The organism is Myxococcus dinghuensis (assembly GCF_024198235.1).
GTDB lineage: Bacteria > Myxococcota > Myxococcia > Myxococcales > Myxococcaceae > Myxococcus > Myxococcus dinghuensis.
On record NZ_JAKCFB010000012.1, the window covers coordinates 40,848 to 57,654 of the forward strand.

The window sequence follows — 16,807 nt, forward strand, 5'->3', positions numbered from 1 at the left end:
CCTCTTCTCCGTCCGTGGCTAGGTGGGCGGCGTCTCGAGCGTCTTGCGGATCTCCGCGACGGCGCTGTCCAGGGTGCGTCCCTCCCGCAGCGTCCGGGTGACGATGCCCCGAAGCTGCTCCACCTTCTCCGTGCCCTCGCGGCCCGCTTGCAGCGCGTACCGGTCCAGCTCGGCGATGGTGCTCGCGCGCGCGAGGGCCTCCTGGGGGAGCGTGCTCGCGGCCCCGGCCACCGCCTTCGCGCCGGTGGTGCGACGGGGGGTGGGGGCCTTGACCAGGAGCGCGAGCCCGCCGCCTCGTCCCTCGTAGGTGTAGCGCTTCTCCACGGTGGCCACGGACTCGGCGGTGACGCGCTGCTGGCGGAGGATCTCACCCGCGGCGCCCGCGAAGAGGTGCCGCGCGCCGGCGGCCTCGTCGCGCAGCAGGGTGTTCAAGAGCTCGTAGGCCTTGCCGATGCCCAGCGCGCTGGCGCGCGAGGGGAGGGTGCGGAACTCCGCGTAGAGCCCCGCCTCCTTGAGCGCCGTGGTGAAGGTGTCGTCGGGTGGCTCCACGTCCTGGGGCTGGCCGACGACCGAGGCCTTGTAGGGGAAGTTCTTGCGGCGCGCGTACCAGAGCGTGGTGGCGTTGGAGAGCAGGCTGCTCCACACGGCGTCGGCGAGGCTGGGTTCGGCCGTCGCCGTGGCGTCGGCGAGCACCGTCGCGGTGCGGCGCAGCGTCAGCGCCTTGAGCGCGTCCCCCGGCCGCCGCATGGCGACCAGGCCCGAGGCCGTGGCGCGCAGCTTCAGGGTCCCGGTCCGTTCGCCCGGGAAGAGCGTGGACAGGGCCTGGGTCATCTCCTCGCGGGGGATGGGCACCATCACCAGCACGGAGACGGCGGTCAGCTCCTCGCCGGTCTTCGTCAGGTCGATGGGCGCCAGGAACAGGCTCTCCGCCAGCAGCGCGCCAATCTCGTCCTCGGGGACGAACGACAGCTCCACGTCCACCTCGGGCGGGAAGAACACCTCCGTGGACTCCTGCCCGCTGACGGAGACGGCGGCCGCGGGGAGCGGCCCCGCGGGAGGCAGGGCGAAGAAGTGCTCGCTGGCCGCGAAGCGCTCGCCCTGGTTGACCTGCCGCCGGGACTGGAGCACCCGCTCCAGGTGCTCCCGGTACTGCAGCAGGTGAGCCTCGCGCAGCGCGCGCGGCGCCTGGCCGAAGCCCAGGAAGTCCGTCTGCTCCGAGCCCACCTCGCGGCGGACGAGGAAGCGGTCGATCCACCGGATGACGCCGTGGTCCAGGGCGATCATCGCGATGGGCAGCGCGTCCACCGGCGGGCGCAGGCCGCCGTTGCGCACGAAGATTTCATGGGCCACCCGCGAGCGGCGCGACTCGAAGCCCGCCCCCGCGTGGTTGTCCGGGTAGGGGATGAGGGTGATGGCGGTGGCCTCGATGATGTCGCCGTCCTGCGCCGAGCGCGTGCCGCCCACGGAGCTGGGGTACGACGCCACCAGGTTCGCCGTGTACTCCACCGGGCGCAGCGCCACGATGTAGAGCCCGGAGCGGTTGCGCGCCGTCTCGCGCGGGATGGGCGCCAGTCCGAAGGCCGCGTCCAGCCCCTGCACCTCCGGGATGTCGTCCAGCCGGACGTTGGTCAGCTCCCGCGGGATGACCACGGCCTCGCCCGACGGCGTGACGCCGTGGCCCGCGGTGATGCGCAGCGCGCGCGGGTCCGGGCCGTCCTCCACGCTCAAGCCCGTCACCACGCCCACGCCCCCGCCGCGGCCGAGGTCGGCCTGCCGCGTGAGGAAGTACGCCTGTTCGCGCGTGAGGTCCTTGGCCGTCAGGAAGCGGCCATCGAAGAAGAAGGAGCGCAGCCGCCGGTCGTCATGGACCAGCGTGCCCGCGGATTCCAGCCTCTTGGCGGCGTTGGGCTCGAGCCGCTCGCGCGCCGGTCCTTTCGTCGTATCAATCATCGCAGCCACTCTCCCCGCGTCTGGTCGAAGTCCAGGGGCTAGATGCCCAGCCAGCGCGCCAGCGCCGCCACCGTGACGGCGAACGGGCGCATCTCGTTGTCCACGGCCACCGTGCCCGTGCGCACGGGCCGGCCATTGCCATCCACCGCGTGGGTGACGCCCACCGCCACGCGGGCGAGGAACACCCACGCGGGGTCGGCCACCTTGCCCCCGGGCTGGCTCGCGTCGAAGCGCAGCGCGTGGGGCAGGAACTCATCGCCCCACAGCCGGTCCAACAGCGACTGGCGGGTGGGCATCCAGGAGTCGAGGATGGCCTTCTTCAAGGCGCTCCTGCGCGCGGCCTCGTCCCCCGTGTCGTCCGGGAAGGGCGTGCCACCCACGGGCCGCGGCCAGGGCGCCGCGGGCACCGTGGGCAGCGGCTGGGCCGCCGTCTCCAGCCGCGGCACCAGCCTCAGCTCGAAGCCATCGCGCAGCCGCGCCGGCGACACCGCGTCCGTCGCGTCGTAGAGCCCCGACGCGAGCGCCGGCGTCCAGCCGCGCTCGTACACGCAGAAGCGCACGAAGAGGTCGGCGACCACCGCCTGCTCGGGTAGCTCCGCCGGAGGCAGGCCCATGCCCAGGTCCGCGCGCGCCCGCCGGAGCAGCTGGTCCGCGTCATGGCCCTCGTACCAGCGCTTGACGCGGATGCAGGCGCGCGACGCGACCTCCACCATCCTCCCGAGCGGGTCCACCGCGAGCCCGGGCTGGACGGCGACCTCCGCCTCGCTGAGCGCGTCCGCGTACGGCTCGTGGAGCACGCGCAGGCCGGAGGCCGTGCCCGGGCCGTGCAGCGCCGCGAGCGCGCGCGCCAGCCGCCCTCGGTGGTACGTCTGTTCCGCGACGAAGTCCGTGGTGTCCAGGAGGACGCCCGTCGCGTAGTACGTGCGGTCGGTCGCCTCGTTCTCGAGCAGCGGGTCCATGGGGGTGCTCATCGGCTAACCTCCTGCAAGAAGTCGGGGGTCCAGGCTGGGAGGACGCTCGAGCAGGTTCCTGCTCCCGAGCGCGCCCTCGCCCACGCGAAGGGGTTGGGGGGACGGCGGTGGGCCCAGGAACGTGTCGATGCCCACGAGCGACGCCACGCCCACCATGAGCGGATGGCTCGCCCGCTTCACGGAGACGGCGACGTGCGCGGGCGCCTCCAGCTCCGCCACCCGCTGCACCAGCCCCAGCTCGCGGGCGTCGAGGTCCTGGTGCACCAGCACCGTGACGCGGTGGGCGAGCTCGGACAGGAACCGCTCCACCGCGGCCTCCTCGGCGGCGGTCGCCGGGAGGTCGGGCCCGAAGAGCGCGAGGAACTCCCGGCTGTCCTCGGCGCCCAGGAACAGCGTGTCGCCCACGTACGAGTTGCCGCTCTGGTGCAGGCCGGGCAGCAGCGGATCCTCCTCGTCGCCCAGGTCGATGCCCAGCAGCGTGGAGAACGTGCGGCGCAGCCGGAACTCCTCCACGACGACCAGCGCTCCTCGGCTGATGCCGCCGTCGGTGAGCGCGTCCAGCGCCAGGCGCAGGCCCCGCGTCGTGCCGCGCCAGGGGCGGATGCGCGGGGCGGCCTCCAGCATCCGCCGCCTCCGCTCCTGGGGGATGGAGGCGTCGAAGGAGAAGCCGATCCACCCCGCGAGCCACTCCAGCGACTCCTCGGGGACGGTGCGCGGGTCCGTGAGCAGCGAGGCCCCGGCGATCTTGTCCTCGAGGGGCGTGAGCACCCCCTCGGTGAGGCCGAGGAAGCGCTCCAGGAAGTCCGCCGGTGTGCTCGTCGCGCGGGCGTCGGCCTCGTCACCGAAGACCTGCTCGCGGTAGAGCTCCGGCAGGTAGTTCTCCGCGTACGAGAAGCGCGGCCCGTGGACGCGCAGCGCGGCCAGCTCCGGCGACGCGCGGCCATCCCCGACGAGCTGCACCCGCACCCACAGGTAGCGCCCCTGGAGCGAGCGCACGCGCAGCCCCGCGCGCTGGATGAGCACCGTGAAGAGGCCCCGGCGCTCGTGCGCGGACTCCCCCGGCAGCAGCCCGGGGTGGAAGGGCAGCTCCGAGGACTCGGGCACCCACGCGCCCCGGGGCACCTGCGATGCGCCGCTGACGGAGGACACGTCCCCGAAGAGGTGCTCGTGCCAGGTGTCCGCGGCGTCCTCGGCCGGGCGCTGCGCGGTGCCCGTCGCCGCGAGGAAGACGCGGAGGCCGCAGCGGGGCGGCAGGCAGGCCTCCAGGTACAGGCGGTGCCAGACGGCGCGGCCGCTCCCGGCGTCCAGCAGGGGCGCGTCCGGAGGCGTGGCGTTGCGCAGGGAGCCCTGGAGCGCGAAGGACGGCAGCGACACCGGGTGCAGCGGCTCGGGAGGCCCGTCGAGGACGGGGTAGTGGAGCTGCTCGCGGGGGCCGTGCAGGAAGGGGCCGCCGTCGTGGCCGGTGAGCGGGTAGTAGTCGCCCAGCGGCGCCGCGAGCGCCTCCCCCGGCTCCGGCTCGTAGGCCACGACGCTCGTCGTCGTCGCGCCGGTGCTCACCAGCACGACGAGGCGCTCGTCGGAGACCCACGCGAAGCTGAAGGGCCTCTTCGCCCCCAGCAGCGCCATGGGCGCGGACACGCCGGTGCCGGTGAAGAAGCGCAGGCGCGCGGAGCCGTCCCCCGGTGGTGTCGCGCTCGCGGCGTCGTACACCCAGCTCAGGAGGGCGAGCCGCCCGTCCGGCGTCGTGGCGATGCCCACCAGCACCTCTCCCGGGAGGTCGGGGCCGTCCAGCAGGAGGGACATCCGGGGCGGGTCCCGGTTGTCGTCGGGATTGAAGACGGTGGGGGCGCGCTCGCCGGGCAGGCCCCGGTGGAGGGGCCGCCCCGTCACGCGGGCGAGCCGGACGCGGGCGGGCCCCGAAGGGGCTGCGAGCGAGGCGGGCCGGCCGAGCGCGAACACTCCGCCGCCGGGCGCGGGCGCGAGCCGCCAGGCGTCGAAGCCCTCCAGCGACGCGGTGGCCGGGTCCCACCGGTCGCGCGTGTCCTCGAGCAGCACCTTGCCGCCGCCCGCGGCGACGTAGAGCACCCCGTCGTCCCCGAGCACCAGGTCGGTGGGCCGCGCGCCGGGCGTGGTGGCGTCGAAGCGCAGCAGCGGGTACGGCTCGGGGCCCGCGCCCGAGGCCAGGACGGTGGCTGTCGCCGCGTCGAGCGAAGCCCAGGTGCCGAACGGGTCCATCGTCCCGGGCACCTGGTTCACGCACTGCTCGGCCCGCGCTGGCTCGTCGGGCTCCGTCCAGGGGAACGTCCCCGGCGAGCTCGCCAGCCGCACGGTGCGGCGCTGGAGGTCGCGGTGGATGGCGTGCGGCAGGGACGGGCCCTCCGGGAGGGGCTCCCAGTGGACGAGCGGCTCTGCCAGCATCCAGAAGCGCAGCCGGTTCGCATCCATGGTCAGCAGACCTCGGGGACGACGGGGACGGCGACCCCGGGTTGGGTGGACTGGAACGGATCCGGCGCGCCCTTCAGGTCACGCGGCAGGCCCCCGTCCGCGTCGACGACGACGGCCATCAGCTCCGGCAGTTGCCAGGGACGCAGCATCAGCTCCACCGGCATGCCGGGCACGGGGCCCGCAAGCGCCCGCCAACCGGAGGGCGTCTGGCTGGTGCTCGCGGGCAGCGCGGAGCCGGAGGTCCCCGTCGACGCGCCGGCCGCGGCGGGCCGCACCTCGAAGCGCGCGGAGGTGGGGCCGTCCGTGCCGGAGGGCGTCGGCGGCAGCGACACCACCGTGCCGCTGCTGAACAGGCGCACGCCGGTGATGGAGTCCACGCCGGGCACCTGGGCGATGGCCACCTCCAGCTCGCGATCCCTCACGGCGCGCCCCAGCGGCCAGCCGCCGCCCTGCGGCCCCGCGGGGGGCAGCGGCCAGAGCCAGCGGAACAGCGCCTCGCGCACCGCATTCACCACGGTCTCGCGGCCGAAGCCCTCGCGGAGGGTGATGCCGGTGGCCAGGCCCAGGGGCACGTATTCGCAGCCGATGACGTACAGCTCCGTGGCCAGCGGCCGGCGCGCGTCCAGGTGCGCGTGCACGCCCTCGAGGAAGGGGCGGTCCGGTCGCGGGTTCGGGGCGCGGAAGGTGCTGGAGGGCGGGAGCACCATCACCGTCACCACGCCGGGGACGTTCTCGCGGCGCTGGTGGGGCTTGAAGCGGGGGAGCACCTCCACGCGGCCGGGCGTCGCGCCGGGGCTGCCCGCGGCGAGCCAGCGGAAGTCCTCCGCCGTCACCGCGCGCTCGCCGTGGCGCAGGGTGGAGGGGATGCGGCGCTCCGCGTCCGCGAGCGTCTCCGCGTCCTGGCCTCCCGACGTCGGCAGCGCCTGCTCCACCTTCATCGCGCCCGGGGGCGCGGTGCCCTCCAGCGTGAGGGCGCTGAGGGCCTTGAGCGTGCCCGCCGGGAGGTTGCCGGCCCCGCCGCCGCCGGTGCGCATCCGGGCCACGCGCACGCGCATGCCCACGGTGGGGATGCGGCCCCGCACGCCGTTGCCGAAGCGCACCAGCCCCGCCTCCGCGTCGAGCTGGAAGGCGGCCGAGTCGCGCCCCGTCAGCGCCAGGTCGTCCACGAGCGTCCACGGGCGATAGCCCTGGCCCGGCTCCTCCACCTCGAGCTGGAGCGACTCGCGCTCCACCGAGCCCATGGGAAGCTTCAGCTCCTGGTCCGGCGTGCCGTCGCCCTGGCCCACGACGATGGCGGTGTACGTGCGGCGCTGCTCCACCTCCACCGCGTTGATGCCCACCCAACTGAGCGGCAGGTGGGACAGCCGCACCGTCGGGCGAAGCCGCAGCCACGCGACGAGCCGCTCGGTGCGCTTGACGTCGTCCAGCCGCGGAGGCCGGTCCCCCACGCCCGCGTGCAGGCTCTGGCGCACGTCGTTGGACGGCACGCCGATCTCATGGCCCGGCATGACCAGGTGGATGACGCCGCGGCGGGTGAGCCCCTGCGTGGAGTCGTACGCCACCGACAGCAGGTGGTAGGTGGGGCTGCCCTGCGCGTCCGGGACACCGCTCAGCTCCCACTGGTGCGGGATGCGCGCGCGCGGGCCGATCTCCTCCTGGAGGGCGGGCACCTCGATGGAGGGCATGATGCCCACGCTGAGCACCCGGGGTGCGCCCGCGGAGCCCGTGTTCAGCTCCTGGCGCAGCGGCGTGACGTCCGCGGCGGTGGGCGCCAGCAGCGCCAGCCACAGGCAGTGGTCCACCGTCCGCTCCACCACGTCGAAGCCCGCGGGCTCCGCGACGCCGCCGGGGAACAGCGCGGTGGTGACGTAGTAGGCGGCCTGCGCGGCGGTCAGGCCGTACACGCGCGACAGGCCCGTGAGCAGCGGGCCCATCTGCTGGCGCTCGGCCTGCGCCAGGGGGCGCTTGTAGTAGGACTCGGCCGTCAGGTGCAGCACGGGCAGCTCCGTGCGCGTCTCGAAGGGCACGGGGCCGCGCACCTCCGAGTACGGCCGCAGCACGACGGACGGCTGCAGCGTCTGGCCGTCGAACTGCACGGCCACCACGCCGGTGGCCGCGATGGCGGGCCGAAGCTGGATGCCCAGCAGGCGCAGGAAGGCGAGCCGCTGGCGCTCCGGGATGAGGTTGGCCCGGTAGAGCACCGTGTCCGCCAGCCACGCGAACAGCTCCAGCAGCGTGCGGCCCGGGTCTCCCTGCCGGGCGTGGGTCCACTCGGGGGTGTGCGCGGGGATGCGGGTGAGCAGCTCCTCGACGAGGTCGTCGAAGGTGCGGTCATCGAGTCTGGGCGGGACGATGGGCATCCTAGGCTCCGAGGTCCAGGGTCAGCCCCAGCCCCTGCACCGAGCCGGTGCGGCGGAGCCGGTAGACGATCTCCACGCGGGCGTGGGCGGGCGCGCCGTCGACCTCCAGCACGTCGACGCGCTCCACGTCGATTCGCGACTCCCACCGCGACAGCGCGTCCACGACCCGGTCGCGGATGCGGCGGCGCGTGGCGAGCACGTTCGACTCGCCCACGAACTCCTCCAGGCCCGCGCCGAACCCGGGGCGCATCAGCTGCTCCCCCGGCCGCGTGCGGAGGATGACCTCGATGGCCTGGCGCACGCCCGCCTCGAGCGTGGGGAAGTGGAGCTCCCCGTGCTCGTCGGGCACGGGCAGCAGCGGGAAGCTCACCAGCGGTCGTGCAGGGGTGTTCATCACGTGGGTCTCCAGGCCGCCTCACCGCCCCCGGCGAGGGAGCGGGATGCAGATTTTGATGAAGGGCAGCCACCAGAAGAGGATGTTGAGCAGCGCCAGGAAGATGCTCAGCACGATGAACGCGCAGAGCGTGATGACGGGGATGTTGAAGCCGCAGATCCAATCGAGCCCGAGCGAGCGCCCCTCCTTCGCCTTCTCCTCCAGGAAGTCCTTCGCCTTGTTGCGCGACAGGAGGTCGAAGATGTTGCCGGGCACCTGGAACGCGACGTTGGGCAGGAAGTTGCGCGCGTTCTCCCGCGTGACGGCGGGCAGGGAGACCTGGATGGGCGGCAGCCTCCCGTTCTCGTACCAGGGCGCGATGCGGAACGGCTGACTGGGCGTGCCCCAGACGAGGGCCGGCGGGCAGCCGTCGTCGCGCCGGACGCGGACGAAGGCGCGCACCTCGTAGCGGGCCTCCGGTGTGTCGAAGCGCCCGCGCCGGGGAAGCAGCGTCGCCAGGCGGCTCTTCGACGCCTCGGCCCCGGCGCGCACCAGCGCGGACACGTCGCCGGACGACGGGCGCGGCCAGGCATCCGGCATGCGGAAGGTCCGGTCCGGCCGGCCCAGCACGAAGACGTCCGCGGCCTCCACCAGCACGTCGCCCAGGGGCCTGCGCGTGGCGCCGAACTGCAGCGTCTGCCGGTTGAGGGCCGCCTTCATCGCCGGCGACTCGAAGGCGTTGAAGACGCTGACCAGCTTGCGCAGGAACGTGGCGAACTGCTCCAGCCGCTGGGCGGCGTCCTCGCGCGCGGCGCCGGACAGCGAGCCGTCGGAGGCGACCTCGTCGGAGTAGCGGTGGGTGTACGTCTTGCCGGCGATGCCCGTCAGGCTCACGCCCACCGTGTCCGAGAAGTACGGCAGCAGCATGTCGCGCAGCTCGTCCTCCTCGTAGCGGGGCGGGGGCGCCGCCTTGCCGGACACCTGCTCGGCGCTGGCCACCGGCACCATGCCGTAGAGGATGGTGCGGCGCGTGGCGGCGCAGACGTGGGGTGGCGCCACGAAGAGCCGCGACACGCCTTCCTCGTACGGCACGGGCGCGCCGAGCGCGTCCTCCACCAGCGCGTCGAGCGTGGGATTTCCGGCGGGGTACGCCGCCTTGCGGCGGGCGGGCTCCGGGTCCGCGTCGAGCGCGCGGGCATCCGCCAGCGGCACCCACCCGCGCACCTCGCCGTTGAGCTTCATCCACCCCTCGCGCTGGCCGGAGGTGGGGTTGAACCGGCGCACCACCAGGCCCGCGCTCTCGATGCGCGCCGGGTCCAGCCGGGGCTCGCCGGGGATGTCGCAGAAGGCCTCGACCACGGCCAGTTGGAACGAGCGGTGGACGGGTTGGTACAGCTTGAGCGACGGCGCGCCCTCACCCGCGTTGCGAACCGTGGACACCCACTGCTTGCGGCCCTCGTCGGTGCCCAGCTCCGCCAGGAACGCGGAGATGAAGTCGTCGTCCGTGCGCTCCACGAGCACCGGGCGGTTCTCCGTGGACGGCATCGGTCGGCCGCTGCCGCCGTCGAAGGTGAGCCCTCGCAGGAGGGTGGGGTGGGCTACCATACGTTTCCGGCTCCGGGCGTGTAGGTCGCGGCCACGACGGTGGTGGCCTGGAGGACGTCGCACTTCACGACGCCGGAGAACGTGGACATGGCGGCGTCCACCTGGACCTGCGCGGCGGACACCTCGACGCGGCTGGCGGAGACCTTCACCGTCAGCGGCGTCTGGACGGTGACGCCCTGGGTGTCCAGGGTGACGGTGTTGCCCGCGGCCTCCAGGGTGACCTTGCCGCCGTCCCGCTGTGTCACCGTGACGCTCTGCCCACCGGGCGTGGTGAGCGAGATGGTGGCCTGGCCGTCCGTCTCCTCGACGATGGCGATGCGGCTGCCCTTGCGGCCGGTGAGGGTGTAGCGGTCCACGCGGTCCCCCGCGCCGCCCAACTGCTCGGAGGGACGCTCGGCGCCGTTCCACAGCCCGCCCACGACGAGCGGCTGGCGCGGGTCGCCGTTGACGAAGACGAGCGCCACCTCGTCGCCCACGTCGGGGATGAAGAAGGCGCCGCGCCCGCCGCCGGCGAACGGCACGGCCACGCGGGCCCACAGGGTGGCGTCCCCGTCGCCAATCGTCTCCGGCGTGCTGGTGAGGCGCACCTGGACGCGCGACAGGTGCTCGGGGTCCGTCACCGACGTGACGCGGCCGAGGTAGGTGCCGTGCAGGGCGCCCAGGTTCGGGGCCGCGGGCGCGTGGGGGAGCGGCTGCATCACGGACCTCCCAGGAAGGCGCACTCGGCCTCGAAGTCCGTCTCGTAGCCGCGGGTCAGGTCGTAGCGGTGGTGGGCGCGGACGACGTAGTAGGTGTTGTCGTAGCGGCGGCCCAGGCCCCGCAGCGACAGGTGCGTGCCCACGCGCAGGGCGGGGTTGCCCTCGGCGGTGCCCTCCACGCAGACGAAGCGGCGGGCGCGCTGGTCGAACGCGGCCTCGGCCAGGGCCCGGGCCTCCGCGTCCGTCATCGCGGAGAGGTCGCCCAGGTGTTCGGCGCGCGCGCCCACGCCGGAGCGCAGCACCTGGGCACCCTGGCGTCCCGCGCCGGGGCCCAGGTTCGTCCCGGTGCCGCGCCCCGTGACGCGGGCGCCGGTGAGCGCGTTCCATCCGGCGACGGTGACCTCGGTGGCCTGGTGGGCCAGGTCCACCACCACGCGCGCGCGGCGTAACTGGCTGTAGAGCGACATCTCCAGGGTGCCCCGGCGCACGTCCTTGCGCGGGGCCACGTGCAGCTCCTCGCCCACCACCTGCAGGTCGCCGTCGCGCGAGGCGAGCAGGCGCCGCAGGAATGCCAGGTCGCTCTCGTTGAGCTGCACGTGGGTGCCGATGGGCGCGTCGAAGCCCTCCACCACCGCGCGCATCCCCACGCGCGTGGCGAGCTCCCGGGCCAGCGAGGCGAGGCTCGCGTCCACGTGGACCTTCGTGCGGCGCGCGAGCCGTGCCCGCTGGAGCGCGTCCTCGGCCAGCAGCAGCAGCTCCGGCCCGGAGGCCCCCTCGAAGCTCGCCTCCATCCCGGTGACGAGCCCCCGGAAGATCTCCCGGGGCGCGTCCTCGTCACCGGCGTAGACGCTGACGGTCGTCCCGAACCGCAGGAGGGCCTCGTCCTCGAACGCCAGGTCCATCCGCCCGTCGTCGAAGCGGGCGCTGTTGTCCAGGCTCAGCTCCAGCGAGGACATGCCTCCCTCGGACTCGGTGATGCGCACGGTCCCCAGCTGCTGGGTGACCTTGTCGGACGCGCGCCCGTCGATGCGCACGGTGGGGCGCGCGGAATAGACGGGCCTGCTGCTCAACGCTTGTTCGGACATGGCGTCGGGTCCTCAGTCCGCGGCGAGCCGGGTCCGGCGCCAGGCCTTCGTGCGCAGTTGTCGCTCCACCGCCTCGGCCTGCTCGGGGCCGGGCGCGGCGCCTCCCGGTTGCGCGGGCTGCGCCGGGCCTGCCTCGGGGGACTGCTGCGCGGACGGGCCGTCGCTCACGCTCCCCACCACCTCGCCAATCGACACGATGCCCATGCCTCACTCCTCCTCGAAGCGCATGCGGACCCGCGTGTTCCCACCCAGGCGCGACCCCCGGCTCAACATCCGACCGCCCAGCTCGAACGAGGCGCCGTCCTCCGTGGCGTGCGTGTGTGTCTCCACCCGCTGCACCAGGCGGCTCGCGTCCAGGCGCACGCCGGCGGACGCGCTCACGGACGGCATCCGCAGGCCGGAGAAGGCCCCCTGCAGCGACGGCAGGCCCCCGGCTCCGCCCCCGCCGATGCCCACGCTCACCCCCAAGCCCCCGCTCGCGAAGGCCGCGGGCGGGGAGAGGGTGGCGGACACGTCCACGGTGAGCACCGCGGAGCGTGGGAAGCGCATGCTCTCCTCGCCGTTCATCGCCGCGATGGCCCGCCCCGCGGAGGGCGCGCCCGCCTGGGTGGCGGTGGTGGTGGTGCCCCCTCCGGGCGGCGGCGCCACCTGGGCCTGGGAGTCGGCGCCGCCCCCGCTCGGGCTCCAGCCCTCCGCCCGCTGCCCCTCCGCGCCGCGCGCGAAGATGTCCTCGTCCTGCGTCATGCCCAGCGAGACGCTGGAGCGCAGCGGCACGCCGTCCGCGGAGAAGAAGTCGAGGGTCTCCTTGTAGGAGTCCACGATGCCCTCGAACTTGAACGCGCCCCACTCGAAGGCGACGAACGGGGGCGGCTTGCCCTTCTCGCCGAGCAGCCGCGCCACCTTCACCGTCGTGTCGCACACGTTCTCGAGCGTGTCCGTGGTGTCGAAGACGAGCTCCACGGCGAGCTTGGCGGTGCCCTCGTTGACGACCTGCCGTCCGCCCTTCTTCTTGCTCTTCTGTTCGTTGAGCTTGGTGGACAGGGTGAGCTGCAGCGAGGCCGGGTTGAAGTGCACCTCGATGGGGGCCTGCCCCTTGGGCGTGAAGGTTGCCTTGCGTGGCGCGCTCATGGTGTCAGGCTCCCGTCGTTCCCTGGGACTCGAGGAAGAGCCCCTCGTGGGCGAGGTGCAGCTCCTCGATGCCCACCTCGGTGGCCCTGGCGTTGAAGTCTGCGGCCTTGAACTTGATGGGCAGGGCCCGCTCCAGCCGCCACGTGAGCAGGACCGGCGGCTCCGCCGCGGTGGACTCCGGCACCGTCTTGAGGTGGATGCGCACCGTGCACCGGTGGCCGGTGTCGCCGGTGGCCACGCGCTCGAACCACTTGAAGAGCCGGCCGTCGCGGGAGATGCCGCGCTTGAGCACCACGGTGGCGAACGTCACCGGGCCCACCCGCTGGATGGCCCCGTAGTTGTTGCCGCCCGCCTTGATGACCTTGGGCTCCATGGTGGCCTCCAGGCCGGTGCACTCGGAGAACGCGCCCGCGGGGTCGGGGCTCAGGTCGCCGCCACCGCCGTGCAGGGGCTGCTCCTGGATGGAGACCTCGAAGCGGAAGGTGAAGAGTGGCGCGAAGGCGGTGGTCATGCCTCGCCCTCCGGCGACAGCGAGAGCACGCCTTCCTCGGCGACCGTCAGCACGACGTGGAGGCGCTCCAGGGCCGCCGCGGCGTCGAACTCCACCTCCGCCACCAACCGCCCGGCGTCCAGGTCGTCCTGGGTCATGGTGGTCCGGTCGCACCGCACCCGGAACGCCTCGCGCGGGCTGGTGCCGCGCAGCGCGCCCGCCTCCCAGAGCCGGACGAGCAGCCCCTCGATGCGGTACACCAGCTCCCGCCAGGTGCGCTCGGCGGAGGGCTCGAACAGCGTCTGCACTCCCGCGCGCCGCATCGCCCGGATGAGCACGGAGAGCAGCCGGTCCACGCCGGCCTGTCGCCAGCTCGCGCTGGCGCTGGTGGTGACGTCGGAGAGCACGCGCAGCCCTCCGGCGGTGGGGCCCAGGACGCTCACCCGGTCCAACCAGGGCCAGTCCGGCCCCTGGCCCAGGCCACCGGAGGGGCGCAGCGCGAGCGCGCCCCGGTCCAACACCGGGAACAGCTCGACCACGTCCGCGAGCCCCGCGTTGAGCGCGCTGCGGAACGCGCCGCGCAAGAGCGCGCCCCGGGCGAGCACGCCCGCCAGCAGGCCCTCGGGGCTCTCCAGCGCCCCGGGGAGCTGGACCGAACCCGGGGTGCGCGCCCACGGGTAGACGAGCTGGACGAAGGCGCTCTCGATGCGCCGCAGGTGACCCGCGGCGAGCAGGAAGGTGTAGGCATTCTCCTCGGCCACCCAGTCGCGGCCGTGGGCGTGGACCACGGCGTCGGGGTGGGGCAGGGGAATGGCGGCGACGAGCTGCACCTCGCGCACGTGCCGCGACAGCAGGGCCTTCACCCGCGTCAGGAAGTCCGCCCAGCGCGCATAGCCCTCCGCGTCCGCGCGGGGCATGGGGCGGGGGGACGGCAGCTGGTCCACGGGCGCGGGGGCCGGCGTCGAGCACTCGACGAAGACCTCCGGGCTCGAGGGGGGCGTGACGGGCGGCGGCAGCGCCTCCTCGTCCACGGCGAACAGCGCGGCGAGGTCGGGCAGGCACAGGAACGACACGTCATCCAGGCCGAAGAGGTGCGCGGCGCCCTTCCACGTCGCGCGCTCGTGCGGCGAGGCGTCGAAGAGCGCCTCGGTGCCGGGGAGCAGCGTCTGCGCGAGGAGCACGCGCGCCGGACGGAGCGCGTCGTCGGGCCAGGGATTGCCCGCGCGGACGACGTAGCACTTGCGCCCGCCCTGGGTGAAGAACGAGCGGACCGCGGCGCCCAGGTACGTGCCCTCCCAGGCGAACAGCCGTGCGAAGTCGCTCCACCGCTCGATGGGGACCGGCACGTTCTCCAGGTCCGACGACGGCGTGCTGCTCCAGCCGTGCTCGACGAGCCACTGCTGGATGTCCAGCGGGACGGGCGTGCCCGGGACGCGGCGGACGAAGCCCACGAAGCAGGCGAGGTCCGCGCGCTCGGGCGCGCTCACCGGAGCGCGCGTGTTGACTTCGAAGACGAGGCCACTCATCCCAGACCCTCACCCGTCCCGCGAGATGGACCTTCGGCTACGTCACGTTGGGGAAGCCCGTCAGCACGTCCTCGGCGGACAGCACCAGCTCCTCCATGGCGACGTCACCGCCGCCCTTGGCCGCGAGCGTGGGGCCCGTGTACTTCATGGGCGTCACGTTGATGAGCTTCCACGACTGCACCGGCGTGCGGGCCTCGTCCATCAGCGTGATGAGGATGAAGTCCTTGCGGCCGTTGACGCCCGTGGCGCGCACCGCCTCGATCCAATCCCAGAGGACACGGGAGGCGACGAGGCCGCGCTTGAGGGTGACGTCGCCCGTCTTGTAGATGCCGGGCACCTTGCGGACGTGGCTCTTCGGGTCGGTGCCCTCGCGGTACTCGGCCATCGTGAACTCGGTGTTCAGACCCGACACGTCCGAGAAGCCGCCGAAGGAGTCACCGCCAAAGCTGATCTCGAAATTGAATGCACCGTAGGGAGTGGGGCGCGTGCTCATGTCCTGGTTCCTTTCCCCTAGCTGCGGGCATCAGCCGTCTTCTGGCCGATCCGGAAGATGACGAACTCCGCAGGCTTCACGGCCGCCACGCCGACCAGGCAGATGAGCCGGCCGTTGTCGAGGTCGTCCTGCGTCATGGTGCTGCGATCACAACGGACGAAGAAGGCCTGCTTCGGGTCGCTCCCGAGCAGCGCGCCCGAGCGCCACTGCGTCTCCAGGAAGCTGCCGAGGGTCTCCCGGATGTTGGCCCACAGCCGCTCGCCGTTGGGCTCGAAGACGGCCCACTGCGTGCCCACGTCGATGGAGCGCTCCAGGAAGTTGAAGTAGCGGCGGATGTTCAGGTACTTCCACTCCGGGTCGGAGCTGGCCGTGCGCGCGCCCCAGACGCGGTAGCCGCGGCCCGGGAAGAAGCGCAGGCAGTTGATGCCCAGCGGGTTGAGCACCTCCTGCTGCGCGAAGTGGATGTCCGCCTCGAAGCGCAGCGCGCTGTTGACGACCTCGTTGGCCGGCGCCTTGAAGACGCCGCGCTGCACGTCGTTGCGCGCGTAGATGCCGCTGAGGAAGCCGGAGGGCGGGAGCGAAATCTCCTTCGGGATGCTGTCGTCGCCCGCGCGGGCCAGCGGGTTGGCCACCACCACCCAGGGGTAGTAGAGCGCCGCGTACTTCGAGTCGATCTGCCCGCGCCAGTCGCGGGCCTGGCCCAGGCTCTGGCCCGGGGGCGTGTCCAGCACCGCGACGCGGTAGGCGCGGCGCTTCTCCGCGGCGATGATGAGCGCGTTGCGCACGCCCGCGGCGGCGCCGGAGTACGACGAGGAGCCCGGGGCGGCGATGATGGAGATGTCCTCGATGCCCGTCAGCGCCTCGAGCGCCGCCTCGTACTGCCCGGTGGTGGGCGCGTCGCCGTCGAGCCCGCCCGCCAGGGTGAACGTCGCCGGCAGGCTGCCCAGTGCGGACTTCAGGTCTCCACCGCCGGGCAGGGTGGTGCCCGTGAAGTGGATGGCGAACTGCCGCTGGAGCGCCTCCGACTGGCGGGTGGGCGTCTCCGACAGCACGTTGCCGATCCACCGGGGATGCAGCGGATCCAACCCCACGTCCTCGTACGTCGCCTCGCGCCCCGCGCCGTCCCGGGTGCGGATGGAGAGCGACACGAGGTTGCCGGCCGGCGTGGTGGGCAGCGTGGGGGCCCAGCCGCTGGCGCCCTTGACGTGGGTGACGGGCGTGGTGTCGTCCGTCACGAACACGGAGCCGGCGGGGGCCCGGTCCAGCGCGAGCGGGCTCGCCGGGCGCTGCGAGGCGCTGAGGGTGATGGTCCCGTTGCCGCCGCGTCCCGGGAAGCGCGACACGAAGCTGTGCCCGCTGGAGCCGATGGCCGCCGCGGCGAAGCCCGCGTTCGCCGCCGTGGTGACGACGCGCGAGACGTAGAGTCGCGAGCCCCCCTCGTTGAAGTAGGCGCGGACCGAGTGCGCCAGGTAGTTGGTTCCATAGGAGAGCGGGTCCAACCCTCCGTAGACGCGCTCGAAGTCCGCGAAGCTGGTGAGCAGCTCCGGTGTCCCTCCCGAGGGACCGGTGAGCGTCGGACCGACGAAGCCCGTCGTGCTGGTGCTCACCCCTTCAATCGACTTGGCCCGAAAGCTGGTCTCTTCGACATACACAGCAGGTGCGAGGTATTCAGGCATGAGGCCC

At 73.5% G+C, this 16,807-nt stretch carries 14 protein-coding genes; all 14 read right to left on the reverse strand.

What is annotated here, in order from left to right; genetic code table 11:
- Nucleotides 1-18: 18 nt before the first annotated feature.
- From LZ198_RS17890 to LZ198_RS17955, 14 genes are read right to left on the reverse strand one after another with little or no spacing between them, the layout of a single operon-like run.
- Complete coding sequence (locus LZ198_RS17890; RefSeq protein ID WP_253973203.1) at nt 19-1,950, reverse strand: hypothetical protein; 1,932 nt, start codon at nt 1,948-1,950, stop codon at nt 19-21.
- Nucleotides 1,951-1,988: 38 nt separating this feature from the next.
- Entirely contained in the window at nt 1,989-2,921 is a 933-nt protein-coding gene (locus LZ198_RS17895) for a hypothetical protein (RefSeq protein ID WP_253973204.1), read from the reverse strand.
- 3 nt (nt 2,922-2,924) lie between these two features.
- The gene (locus LZ198_RS17900; protein ID WP_253973205.1) at nt 2,925-5,366 is read right to left on the reverse strand and encodes a phage tail protein; all 2,442 of its coding nucleotides are present in this window, start codon (nt 5,364-5,366) and stop codon (nt 2,925-2,927) included.
- Nucleotides 5,367-5,368: 2 nt separating this feature from the next.
- Nucleotides 5,369-7,726 (reverse strand): putative baseplate assembly protein, encoded by a 2,358-nt coding sequence (locus LZ198_RS17905; protein WP_253973206.1) that lies wholly within the window; start codon nt 7,724-7,726, stop codon nt 5,369-5,371.
- Between the two features lies 1 nt (nt 7,727).
- A complete protein-coding gene (locus LZ198_RS17910; protein ID WP_253973207.1) occupies nt 7,728-8,120 on the reverse strand; it encodes a GPW/gp25 family protein in 393 nt (130 codons plus the stop codon).
- Between the two features lie 21 nt (nt 8,121-8,141).
- Nucleotides 8,142-9,704: a hypothetical protein gene (locus tag LZ198_RS17915; protein ID WP_253973208.1), complete on the reverse strand. Its 1,563-nt coding sequence runs from the start codon at nt 9,702-9,704 to the stop codon at nt 8,142-8,144.
- Nucleotides 9,698-10,402, reverse strand: coding sequence for a phage baseplate assembly protein V (locus LZ198_RS17920; protein WP_253973209.1), 705 nt, complete (start codon nt 10,400-10,402; stop codon nt 9,698-9,700). The genes LZ198_RS17915 and LZ198_RS17920 overlap by 7 nt, the downstream gene beginning before the upstream one ends.
- Entirely contained in the window at nt 10,402-11,487 is a 1,086-nt protein-coding gene (locus tag LZ198_RS17925) for a phage late control D family protein (RefSeq protein WP_253973210.1), read from the reverse strand. The genes LZ198_RS17920 and LZ198_RS17925 overlap by 1 nt, the downstream gene beginning before the upstream one ends.
- A 12-nt stretch (nt 11,488-11,499) precedes the next feature.
- Nucleotides 11,500-11,691, reverse strand: coding sequence for a hypothetical protein (locus tag LZ198_RS17930; RefSeq protein ID WP_253973211.1), 192 nt, complete (start codon nt 11,689-11,691; stop codon nt 11,500-11,502).
- Nucleotides 11,692-11,694: 3 nt separating this feature from the next.
- A complete protein-coding gene (locus tag LZ198_RS17935) occupies nt 11,695-12,615 on the reverse strand; it encodes a CIS tube protein (protein WP_253973212.1) in 921 nt (306 codons plus the stop codon).
- A gap of 4 nt (nt 12,616-12,619) precedes the next feature.
- Complete coding sequence (locus tag LZ198_RS17940) at nt 12,620-13,126, reverse strand: phage tail protein (RefSeq protein ID WP_253973213.1); 507 nt, start codon at nt 13,124-13,126, stop codon at nt 12,620-12,622.
- On the reverse strand, nt 13,123-14,631 hold the full coding sequence (locus LZ198_RS17945; protein WP_253973214.1) for a phage tail sheath protein: 1,509 nt from the start codon (nt 14,629-14,631) through the stop codon (nt 13,123-13,125). The genes LZ198_RS17940 and LZ198_RS17945 overlap by 4 nt, the downstream gene beginning before the upstream one ends.
- A gap of 37 nt (nt 14,632-14,668) precedes the next feature.
- Entirely contained in the window at nt 14,669-15,124 is a 456-nt protein-coding gene (locus LZ198_RS17950; protein ID WP_253973215.1) for a phage tail protein, read from the reverse strand.
- Nucleotides 15,125-15,141: 17 nt separating this feature from the next.
- Nucleotides 15,142-16,800 carry a phage tail sheath family protein gene (locus LZ198_RS17955; RefSeq protein ID WP_253973216.1) on the reverse strand — a complete coding sequence of 553 codons (1,659 nt, stop codon included), beginning with the start codon at nt 16,798-16,800 and terminating at the stop codon, nt 15,142-15,144.
- Nucleotides 16,801-16,807 lie beyond the last annotated feature (7 nt).